The following is a 15,581-nucleotide window of genomic DNA, read 5'->3' as shown; positions in this document are numbered from 1 at the left end:
GCAAGGAGCGAACGCAATGAAAACCCCGGAACAATGCAGCAGCCTCGACGATGTGCGCCTGGGCATTGACAACCTCGACCGCGAGATCATCGCCGCCCTCGGGCGGCGCCTGGCCTACGTCAAGGCGGCGGCCGGCTTCAAGCCGGACGAGGCGAGCATCGCCGCGCCGCAGCGGGTCGCCGCGATGCTGCCCGAGCGCCGCGCCTGGGCCAGCGCCGCCGGGCTGGACCCGGCGTTCATCGGCCCGCTGTATGCGCAGATCATCCAGTGGAACATCGACCAGCAGGTGCGCCACTGGCGCCATCGGCACGGGCAGCAGGAGGGCGGGCAGGCATGAGCACGGAGCCCTTCGACGAACTGCGGGCGAGCTTCAGCGCGGCCGCGAGCCAGGCCCGCGAACAGGGCCGCCCGGTGCTGGCGGTGAGCAGCACGGCCTGCGCGGAACTCGACCCCGTCCGGCTGTTCGCCGCCAACCGCCAGGTGTTCGGCCAGAGCCTGCTGTGGCGGGTCGGGGAGGGCGCCGAGGCGATGGCCGGCTTCGGTTGCACCCAGGAGATCAGCCCGCCGCCGGCCGGGCGCTTCGCCGCCAGCGCCGAGGCCTGGCGCGAGCTGCTGGCGCGCGCGAGCTGGCGCGGCGCCTGCCCGCCGCGCCTGTGCGGCGGCTTCGCCTTCGACGCCCGGGCGCCGGCTGCGCCGCACTGGCGCGCCTTCGCCAGCACCTCGCTGGTGCTGCCGCGCATCCTCTACCTGCGCCGGGCCGGACGCTCTTTCCTGGCGTTCAGCCGCTGGCTGGAGCCGGGCGCCGACGTCGACGCCGCCGTCCGTGAGCTGCGCGCCGACTGGAGCACCTTGCTGGCGCGCTACCTCCACCGCCCGCGCTGCCCGGCAGCGCTGGAGGAGGCTGAGTCGAGCGAGGCGCTGGACGCCGGGGACTGGCAGGCGCGGGTGGCGGCGGCGGTGGCGCGCATCGTCCAGGGCGAGCTGCGCAAGGTGGTGCTGGCCCGCGAAGTGCGTCTGCACGCGGCGGGCGGCTTCCCCTGCGGGCAGGTCCTGGAGCGCCTGGCCCAGGCCGGCCCTTCGGCCTGCCTGTTCGCCTTCGACCGCGGCGGCAGCTGTTTCCTCGGGGCGACCCCGGAGCGCCTGCTGCGAGTCGCCGCGGGCGAGCTGGACACCGTGGCCCTGGCCGGCACCCTGGCGCGTGGCGCCACGCCCCAGGAGGACGCCCGCCTGGGCGCCGCGTTGCTCAACAGCGCCAAGGACCGCCACGAACATGCGCTGGTGGTCGAATGCCTGCGCGAGGCGCTGTCGCCCTATTGCGAGCGCCTGCACATCGAGGCGCAGCCGCGCCTGCACCGCCTGGCGCGGGTGCAGCACCTGCTGACGCCGGTGCGTGGGCGGCTGCGCCCGGGCGTGGACGTCCTCGACCTGGTCGCCGCCCTGCACCCCACGCCGGCGGTGGGCGGCCTGCCGCGGGAGGCTGCGCTGGAACACATCCGCCGCCACGAGGGCATGGAGCGCGGCTGGTACGCCGCGCCGGTGGGCTGGCTGGATGCCGCGGGTGACGCCGAGTTCTGCGTGGCGCTGCGCTCGGCCCTGGTGCGCGGCGACACGGCGCACCTGTTCGCCGGCTGCGGAATAGTCGCGGCCTCCGAGCCGCAGGCCGAGTACCGGGAAACCTGCCTGAAGTTGCGCACCATGCAGGACGCGCTGGCGCCGCTGGCGCAGGCGCCTCAGCGCCGGCTGTCCTGATCGCGGCCGCGCCGGTACGCCCCCGGCTGCTGCCCGGTGCTCTTGTGGAAGGCGCGGGTGAAGGCCGCCACCGACTGGTAGCCGACCGCCGCGGCCACCTCGGCCACGCTCTGGTCGGCCTTGAGCAGGCGGCAGGCCTGGCCCATGCGCAAGGCCAGCAGCACCTGGCCGGGGGACTGCCCGCAGGTTTCGTTGAAGCGCTTGAAGAAGGCCGAGCGCGACAGCCCGGCGCAGGCCGCCATGTCCTCCAGCGTCCAGGGCAGTTGCGGCTGCTCGATCATGCGTTCCAGCAGGCCGGCGAACTGCGGCTGCCGGGCCAGCGCCACCAGGCCGCCAAGGCCGGGGTTGTCCAGCACCTGCTGGCGCAGCACGTAGAGGAACAGCAGGTGGCTCAGGCGTTCCAGCAACTGCTGCGAGGGTGCCGGCTGGCGCGCGCATTCCTCCAGGATGAGTTCGAACAGGCTGCGCGCGGCGCGTTGCGAGGGTTCCTCGGCGCGCAGCACCAGGTAGGCGGGCAGCGCCTCGATGATCAGCGCCGAGAGCCCGGAGTGGAAGTGGAAGAAGCCGCAGACCAGGCCGACACCGTCCTCGGCCTGCAGCTCCAGGGCGCTCATGGCCTGGCGCGGCTGGCAGGCGGCGGCCTCGGCGCTGGCGGCGTCGGACAGCCGGTAGGGCAGGTCGCGCAGCAGGAACACGGCGTCGCCGCCCTCCAGGCGCACCGGCGCCTCGCCCTCCAGGTGCAGCCAGCAATGGCCCTGCACCACCAGGTGGAAGCTGGCCCGCGCCAGGCCCTGGGTGGAGGCGTGCCAGCCGCCGCAGTAGCGGCCCACGTGGAACAGGCTGGCGTCCAGCTCCAGGCTGTCTAATAACCAATCGACAAGGGGGCTCGACGAAATCATCTAATGAAAAGACTCAGGAGCAAGTGATAGCGACTTTAGAATATTGAACGGTTTTCTTATTACCAACAGACTTTTTCGACACCTACCGCACACGGAGTCGAACCCATGTCCCGCCTGCCCATCCAGACCCTCGACAGCGCCCCGGAAGCGGCAAAGCCGTTCCTGCAGAACGCGCTGAAGAACTCCGGCTTCATTCCCAACCTGCTCGGCGTGCTGGCCAACGCCCCGGCCGCGCTGGAGACCTACGTCACCGTCTCCGGCCTCAACGGCAAGGCCGAGCTGGGCCTGGCCGAGCGCGAGGTGGTCCAGCTGATCGCCGCCACCACCCACGGCTGCGACTTCTGCGTGGCCGGGCACACCGCGGTGGCGGCCAACAAGGCCAGGCTCCCTGAGGAAGTGATAGCCGCCCTGCGCGAACAACGCGAACTGCCGGAGCCGCGCCTGGAAGCCCTGGCCGCCTTCGCCCGCGAGGCCATCGCCAGCCGCGGCGCGGTCAGCGACGCGGGGCTCGCGGCCTTCCGCGCCGCCGGCTTCAGCGACGGCAATGCCCTGGAAGTGTTGCTGGGCATCAGCCTGGCGACCCTCTGCAACTTCGCCAACGTGCTGGCGCAAACGCCGCTCAACCCCGAGCTGGGCAAGTACCGCTGGGAAAAGGCCTGAGTTGCGCATGACCGGGTGGCTGCCCCGCGGCTGCCCGCCAAAAGGAGAGCGACCATGCTCGATCCGACCCTGAGCCACTGGCTCGACGCCCAGGCCGAGGCTCTCGACCTCGGCCATGCCGACCCGCAGTCGGTGCTGCCGCAACTGGCCAGCGCCGGGCTGTTCGGCATCGGCGTGCCCGAGGCGCGCGGCGGCGCCGGCGGCAGCCTGCTCGACGCGGTGGAGGCCATCGCTGCGGTGGCCGGCCATTCGCTGACCGCCGCCTTCGTCTTCTGGGGCCAGCGCGCCTTCATCGAATACCTGCTGCAGAGCCCCAACCAGGCGCTGGGCGAGCGCCTGCTCGGCGAGCTGCTGGACGGCCGCCTGGCCGGCGCCACCGGGTTGTCCAACGCCATGAAGTTCCTCTCCGGCATCGAGAGCCTGCAGGTGCGGGCCACCCCGGCCGACGACGGCTGGACCCTGGACGGCCGCCTGCCCTGGGTGACCAACCTGCGCAAGGGCCACTTCGTGGTGGCCGCGGCCATCGAGCGCGAGGGCGCGGCGCCGCTGGTGGCGGCCATTCCTTCGGCCAGCGCCGGCCTGGAACGCTCCGACGACCTGCAACTGCTCGGCCTGCAGTCGAGCAACACCGCCGCCCTGGACTTCGACGGCGTGGCGCTGCCCCGCGAGTGGTTGCTGCACGACGACGCCCGGCGCTACCTGCCGCAGGTGCGCCCGGCCTTCCTCGGCCTGCAGTGCGCCATGACCATCGGCCTCGCGCGCCGGGCCCTGGAAGCGGTGCGCGAGCACCTGGGCGGCAGCCGCTCGGTGCTGCGCGAGGAAGAGGAACGCCTGCGCGGCGAACTGGACGGCCTGGTCGAGCGCCTGCGCGCGGGGCTTTCCAGCGGTGAGTTCGCCAGCGAGCCGGCGCGGCTGTTCCGCATCCGCATCGGCCTGGCCGAGGGCGCCGCCGCGGCGGTGCAGCTGGAGCTGCAGGCCAGCGGCGGCAAGGCCTACCTCAGCCGCCACGGCGCGGCCTTCGCCCGGCGCTGGCGCGAGTCGGCCTTCGTGCCCATCGTCACGCCCAGCCTGGTGCAACTGCGCGCCGAGCTGCAGCGCCAGGAGGCGCGGGCATGAGCGAGGTGCTGCTGCAGGCCGCCGGCGTCGCCCTGGGCTACCCCGAGGGCAAGGGCTGGCGCAGCGTGCTGGAAGGCTTCGAACTGAGCCTGGCGCCGGGGGAGGTGGTGTCCATCCTCGGCCCCAGCGGCGTCGGCAAGTCCAGCCTGCTGCGCGTGCTGGCCGGGTTGCAGAAGCCGGCGGCGGGCAGCGTGCGCCTGCTCGGCGAGGCCATCGACGGCCCGCACCCGCGCGTCGCCGTGGCCTTCCAGGACCCGAGCCTGCTGCCCTGGCTGAGCCTGGAGAAGAACGTCGCCTTCGGCCTGGACTTCGCCCGCCAGCCGAAGCTGGACAAGGCCACGCTGCACCAGCGCGTCGACCAGGCGATCGCCGCGGTCGGCCTGCAACAGGCGCGCGGCTACCTGCCGGCGCAGCTTTCCGGCGGCATGGCCCAGCGCGCCGCGCTGGCCCGCTGCCTGGCGCGCCAGCCGCAGGTGCTGCTGCTGGACGAACCCTTCGGCGCGCTGGACGAAGTGACCCGCGCCGACATGCAGCAACTGCTGCTGCAGGTGATCCACGAACGGCGCACCGCCGCCGTGCTCATCACCCACGACATCGACGAGGCCCTGCTGCTCTCCGAACGCATCCTGCTACTGGGCGACACCCCGGCGCGGACGTTGGGCGAATGGCGCATCGACCTGCCGCAACCCCGTGCGGAACTGGTCGAGGAACTGGGCGCGCTGCGGGTCGAGATCCTCAAAACCCTACGGCGGGCGAGCCGATCCCACGCGAATTCCCACCCTGCGCCGGAGGCTGCCCATGTGCCTGGACGATCCCACTCATTCTCGACGTGACATTCTCAAACTCGCTGCGCTGCTCTCCGCGGCCGGCGCGCTGCCGCTGCTGACCAGCCTGCGCGCCCGCGCCGCCGCCGAACCGGACGCCCCGGTGCGCATCGGCTACCTGCCGATCACCGACGCCACGCCGCTGCTGGTGGCCCACGCCAACGGCCTGTTCGAGGCCGAGGGCATCAAGGCCGAGCGCCCGGTGCTGCTGCGCAGTTGGGCGCAGGTGATCGAGGCCTTCATTTCCGGCCAGGTCAACGTCATCCACCTGCTGTCGCCAATGACCGTCTGGGCCCGCTACGGCAGCAAGGTGCCGGCCAAGGTGGTGGCCTGGAACCACGTCGGCGGCTCGGGCCTGACCGTGGCGCCGGACGTGACCGAGGTGAAGCAGCTGGGCGGGCGCACCCTGGCCATCCCGTTCTGGTACTCGATCCACAACGTGGTGCTGCAGCAACTGCTGCGCGACAACGGCCTGGCGGCGGTGAGCAAGCCGGCCGACGCGGCGCTGGCGGCCAACGAGGTCAACCTGGTGGTACTGCCGCCCTCGGACATGCCGCCGGCCCTGGCCAGCGGGCGCATCGCCGGCTACATCGTCGCCGAGCCGTTCAACGCCCTGGCGGAGAACCTCAAGGTCGGGCGCATCCAGCGCTTCACCGGCGACGTCTGGCGCAACCACGCCTGCTGCGTGGTGTTCATGCACGAGCACGACCTGAACGGCCGTCCGGAGTGGTCGCAGAAGGTGGTCAACGCCATCGTCAAGGCCCAGCTGTGGACCCGCGACAACCGCGCCGAGGCGGCGAAGCTGCTGTCCAAGGACGGCGCCAACCGCTACACCCCGCACGCGCCGGAAGTGCTCGGCCGGGTGCTGGCCCCGGCGCCCGGCGAGCGCGAACGCTACCTGGCCGACGGCGCCATCCGCCATGCCGACTGGCACGAGGAGCGCATCGACTTCCAGCCGTACCCGTTCCCCAGCTACACCGAGGAGCTGGTGAAGCGCCTGAAGGACACCCTGATCCAGGGCGACAAGGGCTTCCTCGCCGCGCTGGACCCGGCGCACACCGCGCAGGACCTGGTGGACGACCGCTTCGTGCGCAACGCCCTGGCCCAGGTCGGCGGCCTCGGCGCCTTCGGCCTGCCCGAGGGCTTCGCGCGCAGCGAGGAGATCGCCACGTGACGGCGCCGGCACTCTCCGGCCGCCGCCACTGGCTGCTGGGCCTGGCCGGGCTGCTGGCGCTGCTCGGCCTGTGGTGGAGCGGCGTGCGCCTGTTCGGCGGCGACGGCCTGGGCCAGCTGTTCTCGCCCCAGGCGACCCTGGCCAGCCTGGGCGAGCTGCTGGGCCGCGCGGAGCTGTACCAGCACGTGCTGGTGAGCCTCAGGCGCGTGCTGCTCGGCCTGCTCCTGGCGCTGGCGGTGGGCGTGCCCCTGGGGTTGCTGGTGGGCGCCTCGCGCAACCTGGAGGCGGCCACCACGCCGGCCTTCCAGTTCCTGCGGATGATCTCGCCGCTGTCGTGGATGCCCATCGCGGTGATGCTGATGGGCGTGGGCGACCAGCCGATCTACTTCCTGCTGGCCTTCGCCGCGGTCTGGCCGATCCTGCTCAACACCGCCGCCGGCGTGCGCCAGCTCGACCCGCGCTGGCTGCAGCTCTCCCGCAGCCTCAGCGCCACGCCCTGGGAGACGCTGCGCAAGGTGATCCTGCCCGGCGTGCTCGGCCACGTGCTGACCGGCGTGCGCCTGGCCATCGGCATCCTCTGGATCGTCCTGGTGCCCTGCGAGATGCTCGGCGTCAGCGCCGGGCTGGGCTACTACATCCTCGACACCCGCGACCGCCTGGCCTACTCGGAACTGATGGCCATGGTCCTGCTGATCGGCGCCCTGGGCTTCGCCCTCGACGCCCTGGCGCGCAGCCTGTACCGCCGGCGGACGGGCTAGGCCATGCATTTTCCCGGCACTGCGTCTATATACAGGCAATGAGCCGGCGCCATCGCGCCGGGCAGCCGAGGAGGGTGGGCCATGCGCATTCTGGTGGTCGGGGCGGGTTCCACGGGTGGTTTCTTCGGCGCGAGCCTGGCCCGGGCCGGGCGCGACGTGACCTTCCTGGTGCGCGCCGGGCGGGCGCACCAACTGCAGCAGGAAGGCCTGCAGGTGTTCAGCCCCCACGGCGATTTCGTGCTGACGCCGCAACTGGTCGGCGCCGGGCACCTGGACGGGCCCTACGACCTCATCCTGCTGACGGTGAAGGCCTATGCCCTGGAGGCGGCGCTGCGCGACATCGCCCCGGCGGTGGGGCCGGGCACGATGATCCTGCCGGTGCTCAACGGCATGCACCAGGTCGATGCCATCGTCGATCACTTCGGCCGCGGGCCGTTGCTGGGCGGCGTGTGCAAGATCGCCAGCACCCTGGACGAGCGCGGCCGCATCGTCCAGTACGGCACCCTCAACGAACTGTCCTACGGCGAAATGGACGGCGCCCGCAGCGAGCGCATCCTGCGCCTGGATGTGCTGCTGCAGGACGCCGGCTTCGACGCCCGCCTGAGCCCCGATATCCACCGCGAGATGTGGGAGAAGTGGGTGCTGCTGGCCGCCCTGGGCGGCATCACCTGCCTGATGCGCGGCAACGTCGGCTCGGTGGTCGCCGCGCCCCAGGGCGAGGCCTTCGTCAACCGCCTGCTGGACGAGGTGGTGGCGGTGGTCCGCGCGGTGGGACTGGAACCACGCGAAGCCTTCCTCGCCGAGGCGCGCCGGCAACTGACCCTGCACGGCTCGCCGCAGACCTCGTCGATGTACCGCGACCTGGTCGGCGGCCGCCCGGTGGAGGCCGAGCAGATCATCGGCGACCTGCTCGGCCGCGGCCAGGCGGCCGGGCTGGACCTGCCGCTGCTGCAGGCGGCCTTCGTGCACCTGGCGGTGTACGAGCAGGGGATGGGGTGATTGGCGTAGTCGGGGTGGCGATTTCCTGCACTTGGATTGGCCGGGAAGCTAACCCAGTCATCAGGCCGCATCACGGGCTATAAGCGCTCTTCCAGGCTGTTGGCTGCGCTCAGCGCGGGTTCGTTGGCCAGTAACTTGGCGTGCCAGGCGGGTATCTCGCTGTCCTCGACATCCAGGCGCTTGAGCCACTGATCGGCGGACCAGCCGACCAGGCGCAACTCGCCGTCGTGCGAACCGCCGTGCAGCGAACCCACGGTTTCGTAGCGGATGCCTTTGAGCAGGTGATTGAGCACAACGTAGGTGGCGGGTCTTGGGTCTTCGGCATCACCGCCGAGATAGGGGTAGGCACCGGCCTGGATCACTACGCCGCCATCGTAGTCGTAGAAAGCGAAATGACTGGGTGGTAATTGCGAACGCAAAGCCTCCAGGCCACCAACCAGCTCCAGGCGTGCCTGATCGAGCACGGTCAACCAACTCACGGTCTTGATCTTGGTGGGTCTGAACTCGGGAATATTGGCCAACAGTGCGGCTGTTCCCACATCCAGACCTGGCATGCGCGCAGCCATAAAGGCTTCGGTCGGCTCATTGTTGTCTCGGTTGGTCGGCGACAGATTGTAGGCGTGCCCGGCATAGCCCTGCGTCGGAGCCAATCGACGTGCGAAGTCGAGGAACAGGCGCAGGAAATTCAGCGGATTCTGCTCTTGGTACAGCAGCGGCACGGAGAAATCTAGAACGCTAAGATCACGCCCCTTCTTGGCCTGCCAGCCTCGCTTGCCAAAAACATCGAAGAGCCAGGCGCTGGCATCTCGAGATTGCTTGCCGCTGGTGTAGCAGAAGCTGAGATGGTCGTCTTCATCCATTACCCCCATCATCTCGCGCAGCGACTTGGTGTCAGCGTAAGCGGTCAGTGGTTTTCCCTGCGGGGGTTCCTCGCGCCAGAGCCAGGTCAGGTGGGGCTCAGCCAGTCGCTTGAACTCGTCGAAGCACTGGCACAGCGCTTCGCGTACCAGAGGGGTATGGGCCTCCTTGAAATAGAGAGTGCCGCGCAGGCAGAGCACGGCGCCGATATAGTCCTCGGGACCGCCTTTCATCAGCAGATTGCCGGGCACCGGCGGCGGCTCTACGTACTTTGCCTGCATGCTCTCACCTTGCCTTGCAAGGCACTCAAGCAGTTGATCCGCCAAACGCTGCCGCTCGTTCATAGACGCTCCGGCAAGGTGTTGGCCGTGCTCAGAGCGGGTTCGTTGGCCAGCAACTTGGCGCGCCAGGCCGGTATCTCGCTGTCCTCGACATCCAGGCGCTTGAGCCATTGATCGGCGGACCAGCCGACCAGGCGCAACTCGCCATCATGGGAGCCGCCGTGCAGCGAACCCACGGTTTCGTAGCGGATGCCTTTGATCAGGTGATTGAGCAGCACGTAGGTGGCGGGTTTTGGGTCTTCGGCATCACCGCCGAGATAGGGGTAGGCACCGGCCTGGATCACCACGCCGCCAGCGTAGTCGTAGAAAGCGAAATGACTGGGTGGTAGTTGCGCACGTAAAGCTTCCAGGCCTCCGGCCAGGTCCAGGCGCTGCTGATCGAGCAAGGTCAGCCAACTGACGGTCTTGATCTTGACGTGTTTGAACTTCGGGCGGTTAGCCAGCAAACCAGCCGTTCCCACATCCAAACCTGGCATACGCGCAGCCATAAAGGCTTCGGTCGGCTCGTTGTCGTCCCGGCTCGTTACCGAAAGGTTGAAGGCATGTCCTGCATAGCCCTGCTCCGGAATCAGTCGACGTGCGAAGTCGAGGAACAGGCGTAGGAAGTTCAGAGGGTTCTGCTCCTGGTACAGCAGTGGTACGGAAAACTCCAACACACTCAGGTCATCTCCTATTCTTGCCTCCCAAGCTGATCTTCCAAAAATCTTGAAAAGCCAAGAGCTAGCATCGTTAGGTTGCTTACCGCTGATGTAGTAGAAGCTCAGTGGATAGTCCTCATCCATACCCGCCAGCATCACACGCAATGGCTTTGCATCACTGTACGCAGTCAGCGGCTTGCCCTCTGGCGGTTCCTCGCGCCAGAGCCAGGTGAGATGGGGCTCGGCCAAACGCTTGAACTCGTCAAAGCACTGACACAGCGCCTCGCGCACCAAAGGGGTATGGGCCTCCTTGAAGTAGAGCGTGCCCCGCAGGCAGAGCACGGCGCCGATATAATCCTCGGGGCCACCCTTCATTAGCAGGTTGCCGGGCACCTCCAGCAGATGCGGCTGCTTGGCCAATTCATCAGCCAGGTTGAATTCTGGTTCCATAAGATGTTTCTCCGAATCAGTAGGCTGGAATCATTGGTCGAGGAGAGCGGCCGCGGGTCAGGATAAGCATCACGCCACTGGCGATAGCTGCGGCCCACCCCAGTTGCTCCACCGGAACCTTGGACTGCTGATTTTCCTGGCCACAGTCGCAGTCAGTGGACTTCATCTCAACGACCTTGCGCTCATCTCCAGCGATCTTCTCGTAGGCAAGTACCTGGGTTTCGTTGTGCGGATCCGGTGGAAACTTCATCTCGACCACCTGCTTGATATTGTCCTGGGACGGCGGCTTGGTCGGGTCTTGGACGATCACCACGTCAGGCCGACGAATCATGCCTCGGCCTGGCTTGAACGGCGGATGCTCCGGGTCTTCGTCCCAGTATTTACTGATCCAGCCCGGTATCCAGCCGTGTGCGCCGGTGCCCGTCTGACTGTCGAGAATCGGCTGCGGCGGGTTCTTGGTCATGTCGTAACTGACCTCGGGCTTGTACGGGCTACGGCCTTGCAGGATTTCGTCCAGCTCGCCCAGGCGCTGGGCCACGCAGGTCTGCTTGAGGTTCTTGCCATCCTGGCTGACGTTGGGCGTGCTGCTGCAATAGCAGATCGCCGAGCACAATACCTTCTTGTCCTGCGGGGCGAGTTTGGGTTCCAGGATGTTCAGCGGATTGTTCTGGCCTTCCGGGCTCATGCCGCCCTGGGCGAGGCTGGGCTGATCGCTCATGCTTCGCCCCTGGGCAGCAGGTCGATGTAGATGTTTTCCGCCGTCTCGTGCCTGACCCATGACGTCATGCCTTCGGCATCCGTGGTGTCGATGGCGGACCAGCCGGCGCTGGACCAGAGCTTGACCCTGCGGCCGGCGACGGGCCTGCCCGTTTCCTGGTCGATCAGCTGAAAGCGCCCGGAGTACGGCGCGGTGCTGCCAGGGAACGGCGCCACGGGAGTAACCGGCGCGGGGGTGAACGTATCGCCGATGATGACGGTGCCCGAGCCTCCGATGATGACGTTGCCGTGCGCACCCAGGCTGCCCAGTGTGGCGGCGGGCTTGCCATTGATGAACACGCTCGATGAAACGCCGGAGACGATCGGGCTGCCGCAGGCGCTGACATCGCCTTGTCGCGCCGCGGACAGGCCGTCGAAGATAACGTCAGGCGAGCCGCTGACGATGGGGTTGGTGCCGTGGCCTGGTAGTGGACAGGCCGTTGGATCGGTGACGCGGGCTGCGGGTTTCCCACTCATGTGCGATTCCTTGCGATAGCCAGAGATGGAGGACGAAACGCTGTCGGCTAGTCAGGCTTTACAACCTGGTAGTCCGGCTGAAGCAGGCCGGGGATGCCGTCATCGTCGGCGTATTCGCGAATCTGCCCGGAGCTTTGCAAGCTGTTGACGATGGTGTCGCCGTTGTCGGTGGCGCTGCCCACGATGGCCATCGGTTGGCCGTTGTGAGAGAGCGCCGCACCGGCACCGGAGACGATCCTGCTTTCGCTGTTGTCCGGATAGCGCACCAGGTCGCCCACGCAGGCAATCGGGTAGCCATGGATTTTCACGCTGGTGCTGGCCGTAGCGACTTCACCGCCCAAACGGGTACGGGCGCCCAGCGTGGCAAGGTCATAGGTGGCCTTCACGGGCCGTGCGGCGAGCTTCGCCATGGACTCGGAAACCAGACGTCGTGCTTCCTCTACGGTGTAATTCACGGCACATCCTTCCTGTGGGGCGAGCGCACTTTCGTGCGCAAATATAGGGAGTGCGAAAGTAACAAAGCTAAAGTGCGCAACTTCTTGCGCGCCTCCCCTCTAGCTCGCATGGATAGGATGCAAGAGAAATTTGTAACTCTTTATTCATGCCTGGCCGGCGTGGGCGGATCGCACTTTTGAGCGTCCCGGCAACCTTCCCGCACCAGAAAAGGGGTTAGCCGTTCTTACAGGAGCAGCCTGTTCGCGAACCCGCCCCTCCGATAGTTCACGAATCTCTGAACTGATTATTTGCCCGCCGCTATTTTTCCCCCGCCCCCTACCTGCGACAACTGCACCGACGCCAGGCCAGCCCTGGCGCCGGCGCAGCGGAGCCCCCACAACATCCGCGCGCCGCGCTGTTCCTTACTGCCCAAGCACGCCCGGCCCCAGGCCAGGCGCACAACAACAATCGGCGGGCACCAGCCCGTCAATGCTGCCGGTCTGTCAGAGGAATACCACCGTGTCCATGCTTGCGCGCTTTTCCCGCTTCCCCGCTTCGCCGCCACTCCCTGGACCGGCAACCGTCTCCATACCCCTGAATTCCGTCCTGTCGCGCTAAGACGCGGCTCGCCTTTCGCCATGCCCGACGGCGCGGCTCATCCTGCCCGGAGTTCGTCCATGCGACTCGATATCTTCCGCACCCTGTGGGGCTACGCCCATGGCTGGCCGCAGGCCATCGCCGAACTGCGCGAGGCCGGTTTCGATGGCCTGGAGGCGCGCCTGCCGCTCGACCCCGCCGTGCGCGCCGACTACGCGCGGCTGCTGGCGGAGGAGGGCGTGCCCTACATCTGCACGCTGTTCACCGCCCACGACGTGCTGCCCGACCAGGCGGCCACGCCGCAGGTCCACCTCGACGACCTGCAGCGCAAGCTGGGCCTGGCCGCGGAGCTGGCGCCGCGTTTCGTCAACGTGCTCGGCGGCAACGACCGCTGGCCGCTGGCGGCCCAGGTGGAGTTCTTCGGCCGCGCCCTGGAGCTGGCCGCGAGCCAGGCGCTGACCTGCTGCTTCGAGATTCACCGCGCCCGCTCGCTGTACAGCCCCTGGGTGACCCTGGAGCTGATCCGCCAGGTGCCCGGGCTGCGCTTCACCAGCGACATCAGCCATTGGGTGGTGGTCTGCGAGCGCCTGCTGGACGACGCGGCCGATGACCTCGGCCCCTTCGTCGAGCGCGTGCACCACATCCAGGCACGCGTCGGCTACGACCAGGGCCCGCAGGTGCCGCACCCGGGCGCGCCGGAATACGCCGCCGCGCTGGCGTTCCACCAGCGCCACTGGGAAGCCGTGTGGCGCGCCCAGCAGGCGCGCGGCCTGCAGGTGACCACCCTGACCCCGGAGTTCGGCCCGGACGGCTATTTGCATCGGCTTCCCTTCACCGGGGCGCCGATCGCCGACCTGTGGGACCTCAACCGCTGGATGGCCACGGAAGAACGCCGCCATTTCCAGACCTTCCTCGAATCCTGAGCCGGAGCACGACCCATGCAGGAGCATGCAAGCAAGGCCTTCCAATCCATCCCCGTCGTCGACATTGCCGGGCTGTTCAGCGCCAGGCTGGAGGACCGCCGGGCGGTGGCCGCCGAACTGGGCAAGGCGGCCCGCGAGGTGGGCTTCCTGTACATCCGCAACCACGGCCTGGACCCGGCGCTGATCGAGGGCCTGCAGGCCGCCGCGCGGGACTACTTCGCCCAGCCGCTGGAAGCCAAGATGCGCCACTACATCGGTGCCTCGGAAAGCCACAAGGGCTTCGTCCCGGAAGGCGAGGAGGTCTATTCCAAGGGCAAGCCGGACCACAAGGAAGCCTTCGACGTCGGTTTCGAAGTGCCTGCCGACGACCCGCTGGTGCTGGCCGGCACGCCGCTGCTGGGGCCCAACCGCTGGCCCGAGGTGCCCGGCTTCCAGGCGCGGGTCAGCGCCTACTACCAGGCGGTGTTCGCCCTCGGCCGCAAGCTGTTCGACGGCTTCGCCCTGGCCCTGGGCCTGGAGGAGGGCTACTTCGACCCGCTGGTGAGCCGCCCGCCGTCCAAGCTGCGGCTGATCCACTACCCGTTCGACGGGCAGGCCCAGGACGCCCCGGGCATCGGCGCGCACACCGACTACGAGTGCTTCACCATCCTCCACGCCACCGAGCCGGGCCTGGAAGTGATGAACGAGGACGGCCAGTGGATCGACGCGCCGCCGGTGCCGGGCGCCTTCGTGGTGAACATCGGCGACATGCTGGAGGTGATGAGCAACGGCGCCTTCGTCGCCACCGCCCACCGCGTGCGCACGGTGCGCGAGGAGCGCTATTCCTTCCCGCTGTTCTATGCCTGCGACTACCACACGCAGATCCGCCCGCTGCCGCAGTTCGACGACGGCGGCCAGGGCTACGAAACCATCGCCATCGGCGAGCACATGTGGAGCCAGGCGCTGCAGACCTACAGCTACCTGCGCCGCAAGGTGGCCGACGGCGAGCTGAAACTGCCGGAGCGGGCGCGCAAGCCGTCCAGCTTCGGCCACCTGAAAAAGCAGACGCAGCCTTCCTGAACTGCGCATTCCCCCTCGACCCTGGAGCAATCACGATGAAGACCCCCCGCACCCTCCTGGCCGCCGGCGCGCTCGGCGCGGCCCTGCTGGGCACCGTGCACGGTGCCTGCGCCGCCGTCACCGCCACGCCCGGCCAACTGAAGATCGGCATGGAAATCACCTACCCGCCGTTCGAGTCCTACGACGGCGACAAGGTGGTGGGTTCCGACCCCGAGCTGGCCGCGGCCCTGGCCCGGCACATGGACCTGGAGCCCAGCTACCTGAACACCAAGTTCTCCGGGCTGATCCTCGGCCTCAACGCCGGGCACTTCGACGCGGTGATCTCCGGCATGTACATCACCCCCGAGCGCACCGCCCAGGCCATGGCCATCCCCTACGCGCAGACCGGCGCGGCCATCATGGTGCCGGCCGGCAGCGAGCTGAAGCCGGAGAAACCCGAGGACCTCTGCGGCCTGAAGGTCGGCCTGGAGCAGGGCACCACCTGGGTGGCCAAGTTCGCCGAGCTGTCGAAGAGCTACTGCGAACCCAACGGCAAGGGCGCCATCACGGTGAGCGAATACCCGTCCGCCCCGGAAGTGACCCAGGCCCTGCTGTCCCGGCACGTGCAGGCCCAGGTGGAGATTTCCGGCGCCGCGCACATGATCGCCGAGCGCTCCAAGGGCCGCGTGGTGGTCACTTCCAAGGAGCTGATCTACAAGCAGACCCTGGGCATGTACGTGAAGAAGGGCAACCAGGCGCTGTACGACGCGCTCAAGGTCGCCTTCCAGAAGACCAAGGACAGCGGCGAGTTCGCCGCCATCCTGCAGAAGTACGCCCTGGAAGAAGCCGCGGCCGAGTAATCCGTTTCAACGCAAGATGAGAGACGGGC

Annotated in this window: 17 protein-coding genes; 11 read left to right on the top strand and 6 right to left on the bottom strand. The window is 68.4% G+C overall.

Features of this window, described 5'->3' with window-relative positions:
* The first annotated feature begins 16 nt into the window (after positions 1 to 16).
* The gene (locus tag M8R19_RS00695; RefSeq protein WP_249916716.1) at positions 17 to 337 is read left to right on the top strand and encodes an isochorismate lyase; all 321 of its coding nucleotides are present in this window, start codon (positions 17 to 19) and stop codon (positions 335 to 337) included.
* Positions 334 to 1,749: an isochorismate synthase gene (locus tag M8R19_RS00690; RefSeq protein ID WP_249916715.1), complete on the top strand. Its 1,416-nt coding sequence runs from the start codon at positions 334 to 336 to the stop codon at positions 1,747 to 1,749. The genes M8R19_RS00695 and M8R19_RS00690 overlap by 4 nt, the downstream gene beginning before the upstream one ends.
* On the opposite strand, the gene M8R19_RS00685 is transcribed toward M8R19_RS00690, so the two are convergent.
* Complete coding sequence (locus M8R19_RS00685; protein WP_058489590.1) at positions 1,731 to 2,648, bottom strand: AraC family transcriptional regulator; 918 nt, start codon at positions 2,646 to 2,648, stop codon at positions 1,731 to 1,733. The two genes, M8R19_RS00690 and M8R19_RS00685, sit on opposite strands and share 19 nt — an antisense overlap.
* A 105-nt stretch (positions 2,649 to 2,753) precedes the next feature.
* Between M8R19_RS00685 and M8R19_RS00680 the strand changes: the two genes are divergently transcribed.
* From M8R19_RS00680 to M8R19_RS00655, 6 genes are all read left to right on the top strand, one after another.
* Positions 2,754 to 3,308 carry a carboxymuconolactone decarboxylase family protein gene (locus M8R19_RS00680; protein ID WP_009622140.1) on the top strand — a complete coding sequence of 185 codons (555 nt, stop codon included), beginning with the start codon at positions 2,754 to 2,756 and terminating at the stop codon, positions 3,306 to 3,308.
* 54 nt (positions 3,309 to 3,362) lie between these two features.
* Positions 3,363 to 4,424, top strand: a complete 1,062-nt coding sequence (locus M8R19_RS00675) for an acyl-CoA dehydrogenase family protein (protein WP_249916714.1) — start codon at positions 3,363 to 3,365, stop codon at positions 4,422 to 4,424.
* Positions 4,421 to 5,257, top strand: coding sequence for an ABC transporter ATP-binding protein (locus M8R19_RS00670; RefSeq protein WP_061561722.1), 837 nt, complete (start codon positions 4,421 to 4,423; stop codon positions 5,255 to 5,257). The genes M8R19_RS00675 and M8R19_RS00670 overlap by 4 nt, the downstream gene beginning before the upstream one ends.
* The gene (locus M8R19_RS00665; RefSeq protein WP_116423472.1) at positions 5,223 to 6,422 is read left to right on the top strand and encodes an ABC transporter substrate-binding protein; all 1,200 of its coding nucleotides are present in this window, start codon (positions 5,223 to 5,225) and stop codon (positions 6,420 to 6,422) included. The genes M8R19_RS00670 and M8R19_RS00665 overlap by 35 nt, the downstream gene beginning before the upstream one ends.
* Positions 6,419 to 7,180 (top strand): ABC transporter permease, encoded by a 762-nt coding sequence (locus M8R19_RS00660; protein WP_370310831.1) that lies wholly within the window; start codon positions 6,419 to 6,421, stop codon positions 7,178 to 7,180. Before M8R19_RS00665 ends, M8R19_RS00660 begins: the two co-directional genes overlap by 4 nt.
* A gap of 81 nt (positions 7,181 to 7,261) precedes the next feature.
* On the top strand, positions 7,262 to 8,179 hold the full coding sequence (locus M8R19_RS00655; RefSeq protein WP_249916713.1) for a ketopantoate reductase family protein: 918 nt from the start codon (positions 7,262 to 7,264) through the stop codon (positions 8,177 to 8,179).
* A gap of 77 nt (positions 8,180 to 8,256) precedes the next feature.
* Here the strand turns inward: M8R19_RS00655 and M8R19_RS00650 are convergent, their stop codons facing one another.
* From M8R19_RS00650 to M8R19_RS00630, 5 genes are read right to left on the bottom strand one after another with little or no spacing between them, the layout of a single operon-like run.
* Positions 8,257 to 9,318: a DUF3396 domain-containing protein gene (locus M8R19_RS00650; protein WP_249920116.1), complete on the bottom strand. Its 1,062-nt coding sequence runs from the start codon at positions 9,316 to 9,318 to the stop codon at positions 8,257 to 8,259.
* Positions 9,319 to 9,377: 59 nt separating this feature from the next.
* The gene (locus M8R19_RS00645) at positions 9,378 to 10,466 is read right to left on the bottom strand and encodes a DUF3396 domain-containing protein (protein WP_249916712.1); all 1,089 of its coding nucleotides are present in this window, start codon (positions 10,464 to 10,466) and stop codon (positions 9,378 to 9,380) included.
* Positions 10,467 to 10,482: 16 nt separating this feature from the next.
* A complete protein-coding gene (locus M8R19_RS00640) occupies positions 10,483 to 11,184 on the bottom strand; it encodes a VRR-NUC domain-containing protein (RefSeq protein WP_249916711.1) in 702 nt (233 codons plus the stop codon).
* Positions 11,181 to 11,699, bottom strand: coding sequence for a PAAR domain-containing protein (locus M8R19_RS00635; protein WP_116423476.1), 519 nt, complete (start codon positions 11,697 to 11,699; stop codon positions 11,181 to 11,183). The genes M8R19_RS00640 and M8R19_RS00635 overlap by 4 nt, the downstream gene beginning before the upstream one ends.
* A gap of 47 nt (positions 11,700 to 11,746) precedes the next feature.
* Positions 11,747 to 12,154, bottom strand: coding sequence for a PAAR domain-containing protein (locus tag M8R19_RS00630; RefSeq protein ID WP_181925975.1), 408 nt, complete (start codon positions 12,152 to 12,154; stop codon positions 11,747 to 11,749).
* A gap of 657 nt (positions 12,155 to 12,811) precedes the next feature.
* Between M8R19_RS00630 and M8R19_RS00625 the strand changes: the two genes are divergently transcribed.
* Genes M8R19_RS00625 through M8R19_RS00615 form a run of 3 tightly spaced genes read left to right on the top strand, consistent with a single transcriptional unit; the run spans position 12,812 to position 15,552 of the window.
* The gene (locus tag M8R19_RS00625) at positions 12,812 to 13,654 is read left to right on the top strand and encodes a sugar phosphate isomerase/epimerase family protein (protein WP_249916710.1); all 843 of its coding nucleotides are present in this window, start codon (positions 12,812 to 12,814) and stop codon (positions 13,652 to 13,654) included.
* 15 nt (positions 13,655 to 13,669) lie between these two features.
* A complete protein-coding gene (locus tag M8R19_RS00620; protein WP_116423479.1) occupies positions 13,670 to 14,713 on the top strand; it encodes an isopenicillin N synthase family dioxygenase in 1,044 nt (347 codons plus the stop codon).
* 35 nt (positions 14,714 to 14,748) lie between these two features.
* The gene (locus M8R19_RS00615; protein ID WP_249916709.1) at positions 14,749 to 15,552 is read left to right on the top strand and encodes an ABC transporter substrate-binding protein; all 804 of its coding nucleotides are present in this window, start codon (positions 14,749 to 14,751) and stop codon (positions 15,550 to 15,552) included.
* Positions 15,553 to 15,581 lie beyond the last annotated feature (29 nt).

This window comes from Pseudomonas sp. R3.Fl (assembly GCF_023516765.1).
GTDB classification, from domain to species: domain Bacteria; phylum Pseudomonadota; class Gammaproteobacteria; order Pseudomonadales; family Pseudomonadaceae; genus Pseudomonas; species Pseudomonas citronellolis.
The sequence above is the reverse complement of the archived record's forward strand: the minus strand, read 5'-3'. Positions and strand labels throughout refer to the sequence as shown.

What these genes read in the sequence shown, in the direction of transcription:
- M8R19_RS00695 (WP_249916716.1), top strand. Translation starts at nt 17, where the DNA reads ATGAAAACCCCGGAACAATGCAGCAGCCTCGACGATGTGCGCCTGGGC.
- M8R19_RS00690 (WP_249916715.1), top strand. Translation starts at nt 334, where the DNA reads ATGAGCACGGAGCCCTTCGACGAACTGCGGGCGAGCTTCAGCGCGGCC.
- M8R19_RS00685 (WP_058489590.1), bottom strand. Translation starts at nt 2,648, where the DNA reads ATGATTTCGTCGAGCCCCCTTGTCGATTGGTTATTAGACAGCCTGGAG.
- M8R19_RS00680 (WP_009622140.1), top strand. Translation starts at nt 2,754, where the DNA reads ATGTCCCGCCTGCCCATCCAGACCCTCGACAGCGCCCCGGAAGCGGCA.
- M8R19_RS00675 (WP_249916714.1), top strand. Translation starts at nt 3,363, where the DNA reads ATGCTCGATCCGACCCTGAGCCACTGGCTCGACGCCCAGGCCGAGGCT.
- M8R19_RS00670 (WP_061561722.1), top strand. Translation starts at nt 4,421, where the DNA reads ATGAGCGAGGTGCTGCTGCAGGCCGCCGGCGTCGCCCTGGGCTACCCC.
- M8R19_RS00665 (WP_116423472.1), top strand. Translation starts at nt 5,223, where the DNA reads ATGTGCCTGGACGATCCCACTCATTCTCGACGTGACATTCTCAAACTC.
- M8R19_RS00655 (WP_249916713.1), top strand. Translation starts at nt 7,262, where the DNA reads ATGCGCATTCTGGTGGTCGGGGCGGGTTCCACGGGTGGTTTCTTCGGC.
- M8R19_RS00650 (WP_249920116.1), bottom strand. Translation starts at nt 9,318, where the DNA reads ATGCAGGCAAAGTACGTAGAGCCGCCGCCGGTGCCCGGCAATCTGCTG.
- M8R19_RS00645 (WP_249916712.1), bottom strand. Translation starts at nt 10,466, where the DNA reads ATGGAACCAGAATTCAACCTGGCTGATGAATTGGCCAAGCAGCCGCAT.
- M8R19_RS00640 (WP_249916711.1), bottom strand. Translation starts at nt 11,184, where the DNA reads ATGAGCGATCAGCCCAGCCTCGCCCAGGGCGGCATGAGCCCGGAAGGC.
- M8R19_RS00635 (WP_116423476.1), bottom strand. Translation starts at nt 11,699, where the DNA reads ATGAGTGGGAAACCCGCAGCCCGCGTCACCGATCCAACGGCCTGTCCA.
- M8R19_RS00625 (WP_249916710.1), top strand. Translation starts at nt 12,812, where the DNA reads ATGCGACTCGATATCTTCCGCACCCTGTGGGGCTACGCCCATGGCTGG.
- M8R19_RS00620 (WP_116423479.1), top strand. Translation starts at nt 13,670, where the DNA reads ATGCAGGAGCATGCAAGCAAGGCCTTCCAATCCATCCCCGTCGTCGAC.
- M8R19_RS00615 (WP_249916709.1), top strand. Translation starts at nt 14,749, where the DNA reads ATGAAGACCCCCCGCACCCTCCTGGCCGCCGGCGCGCTCGGCGCGGCC.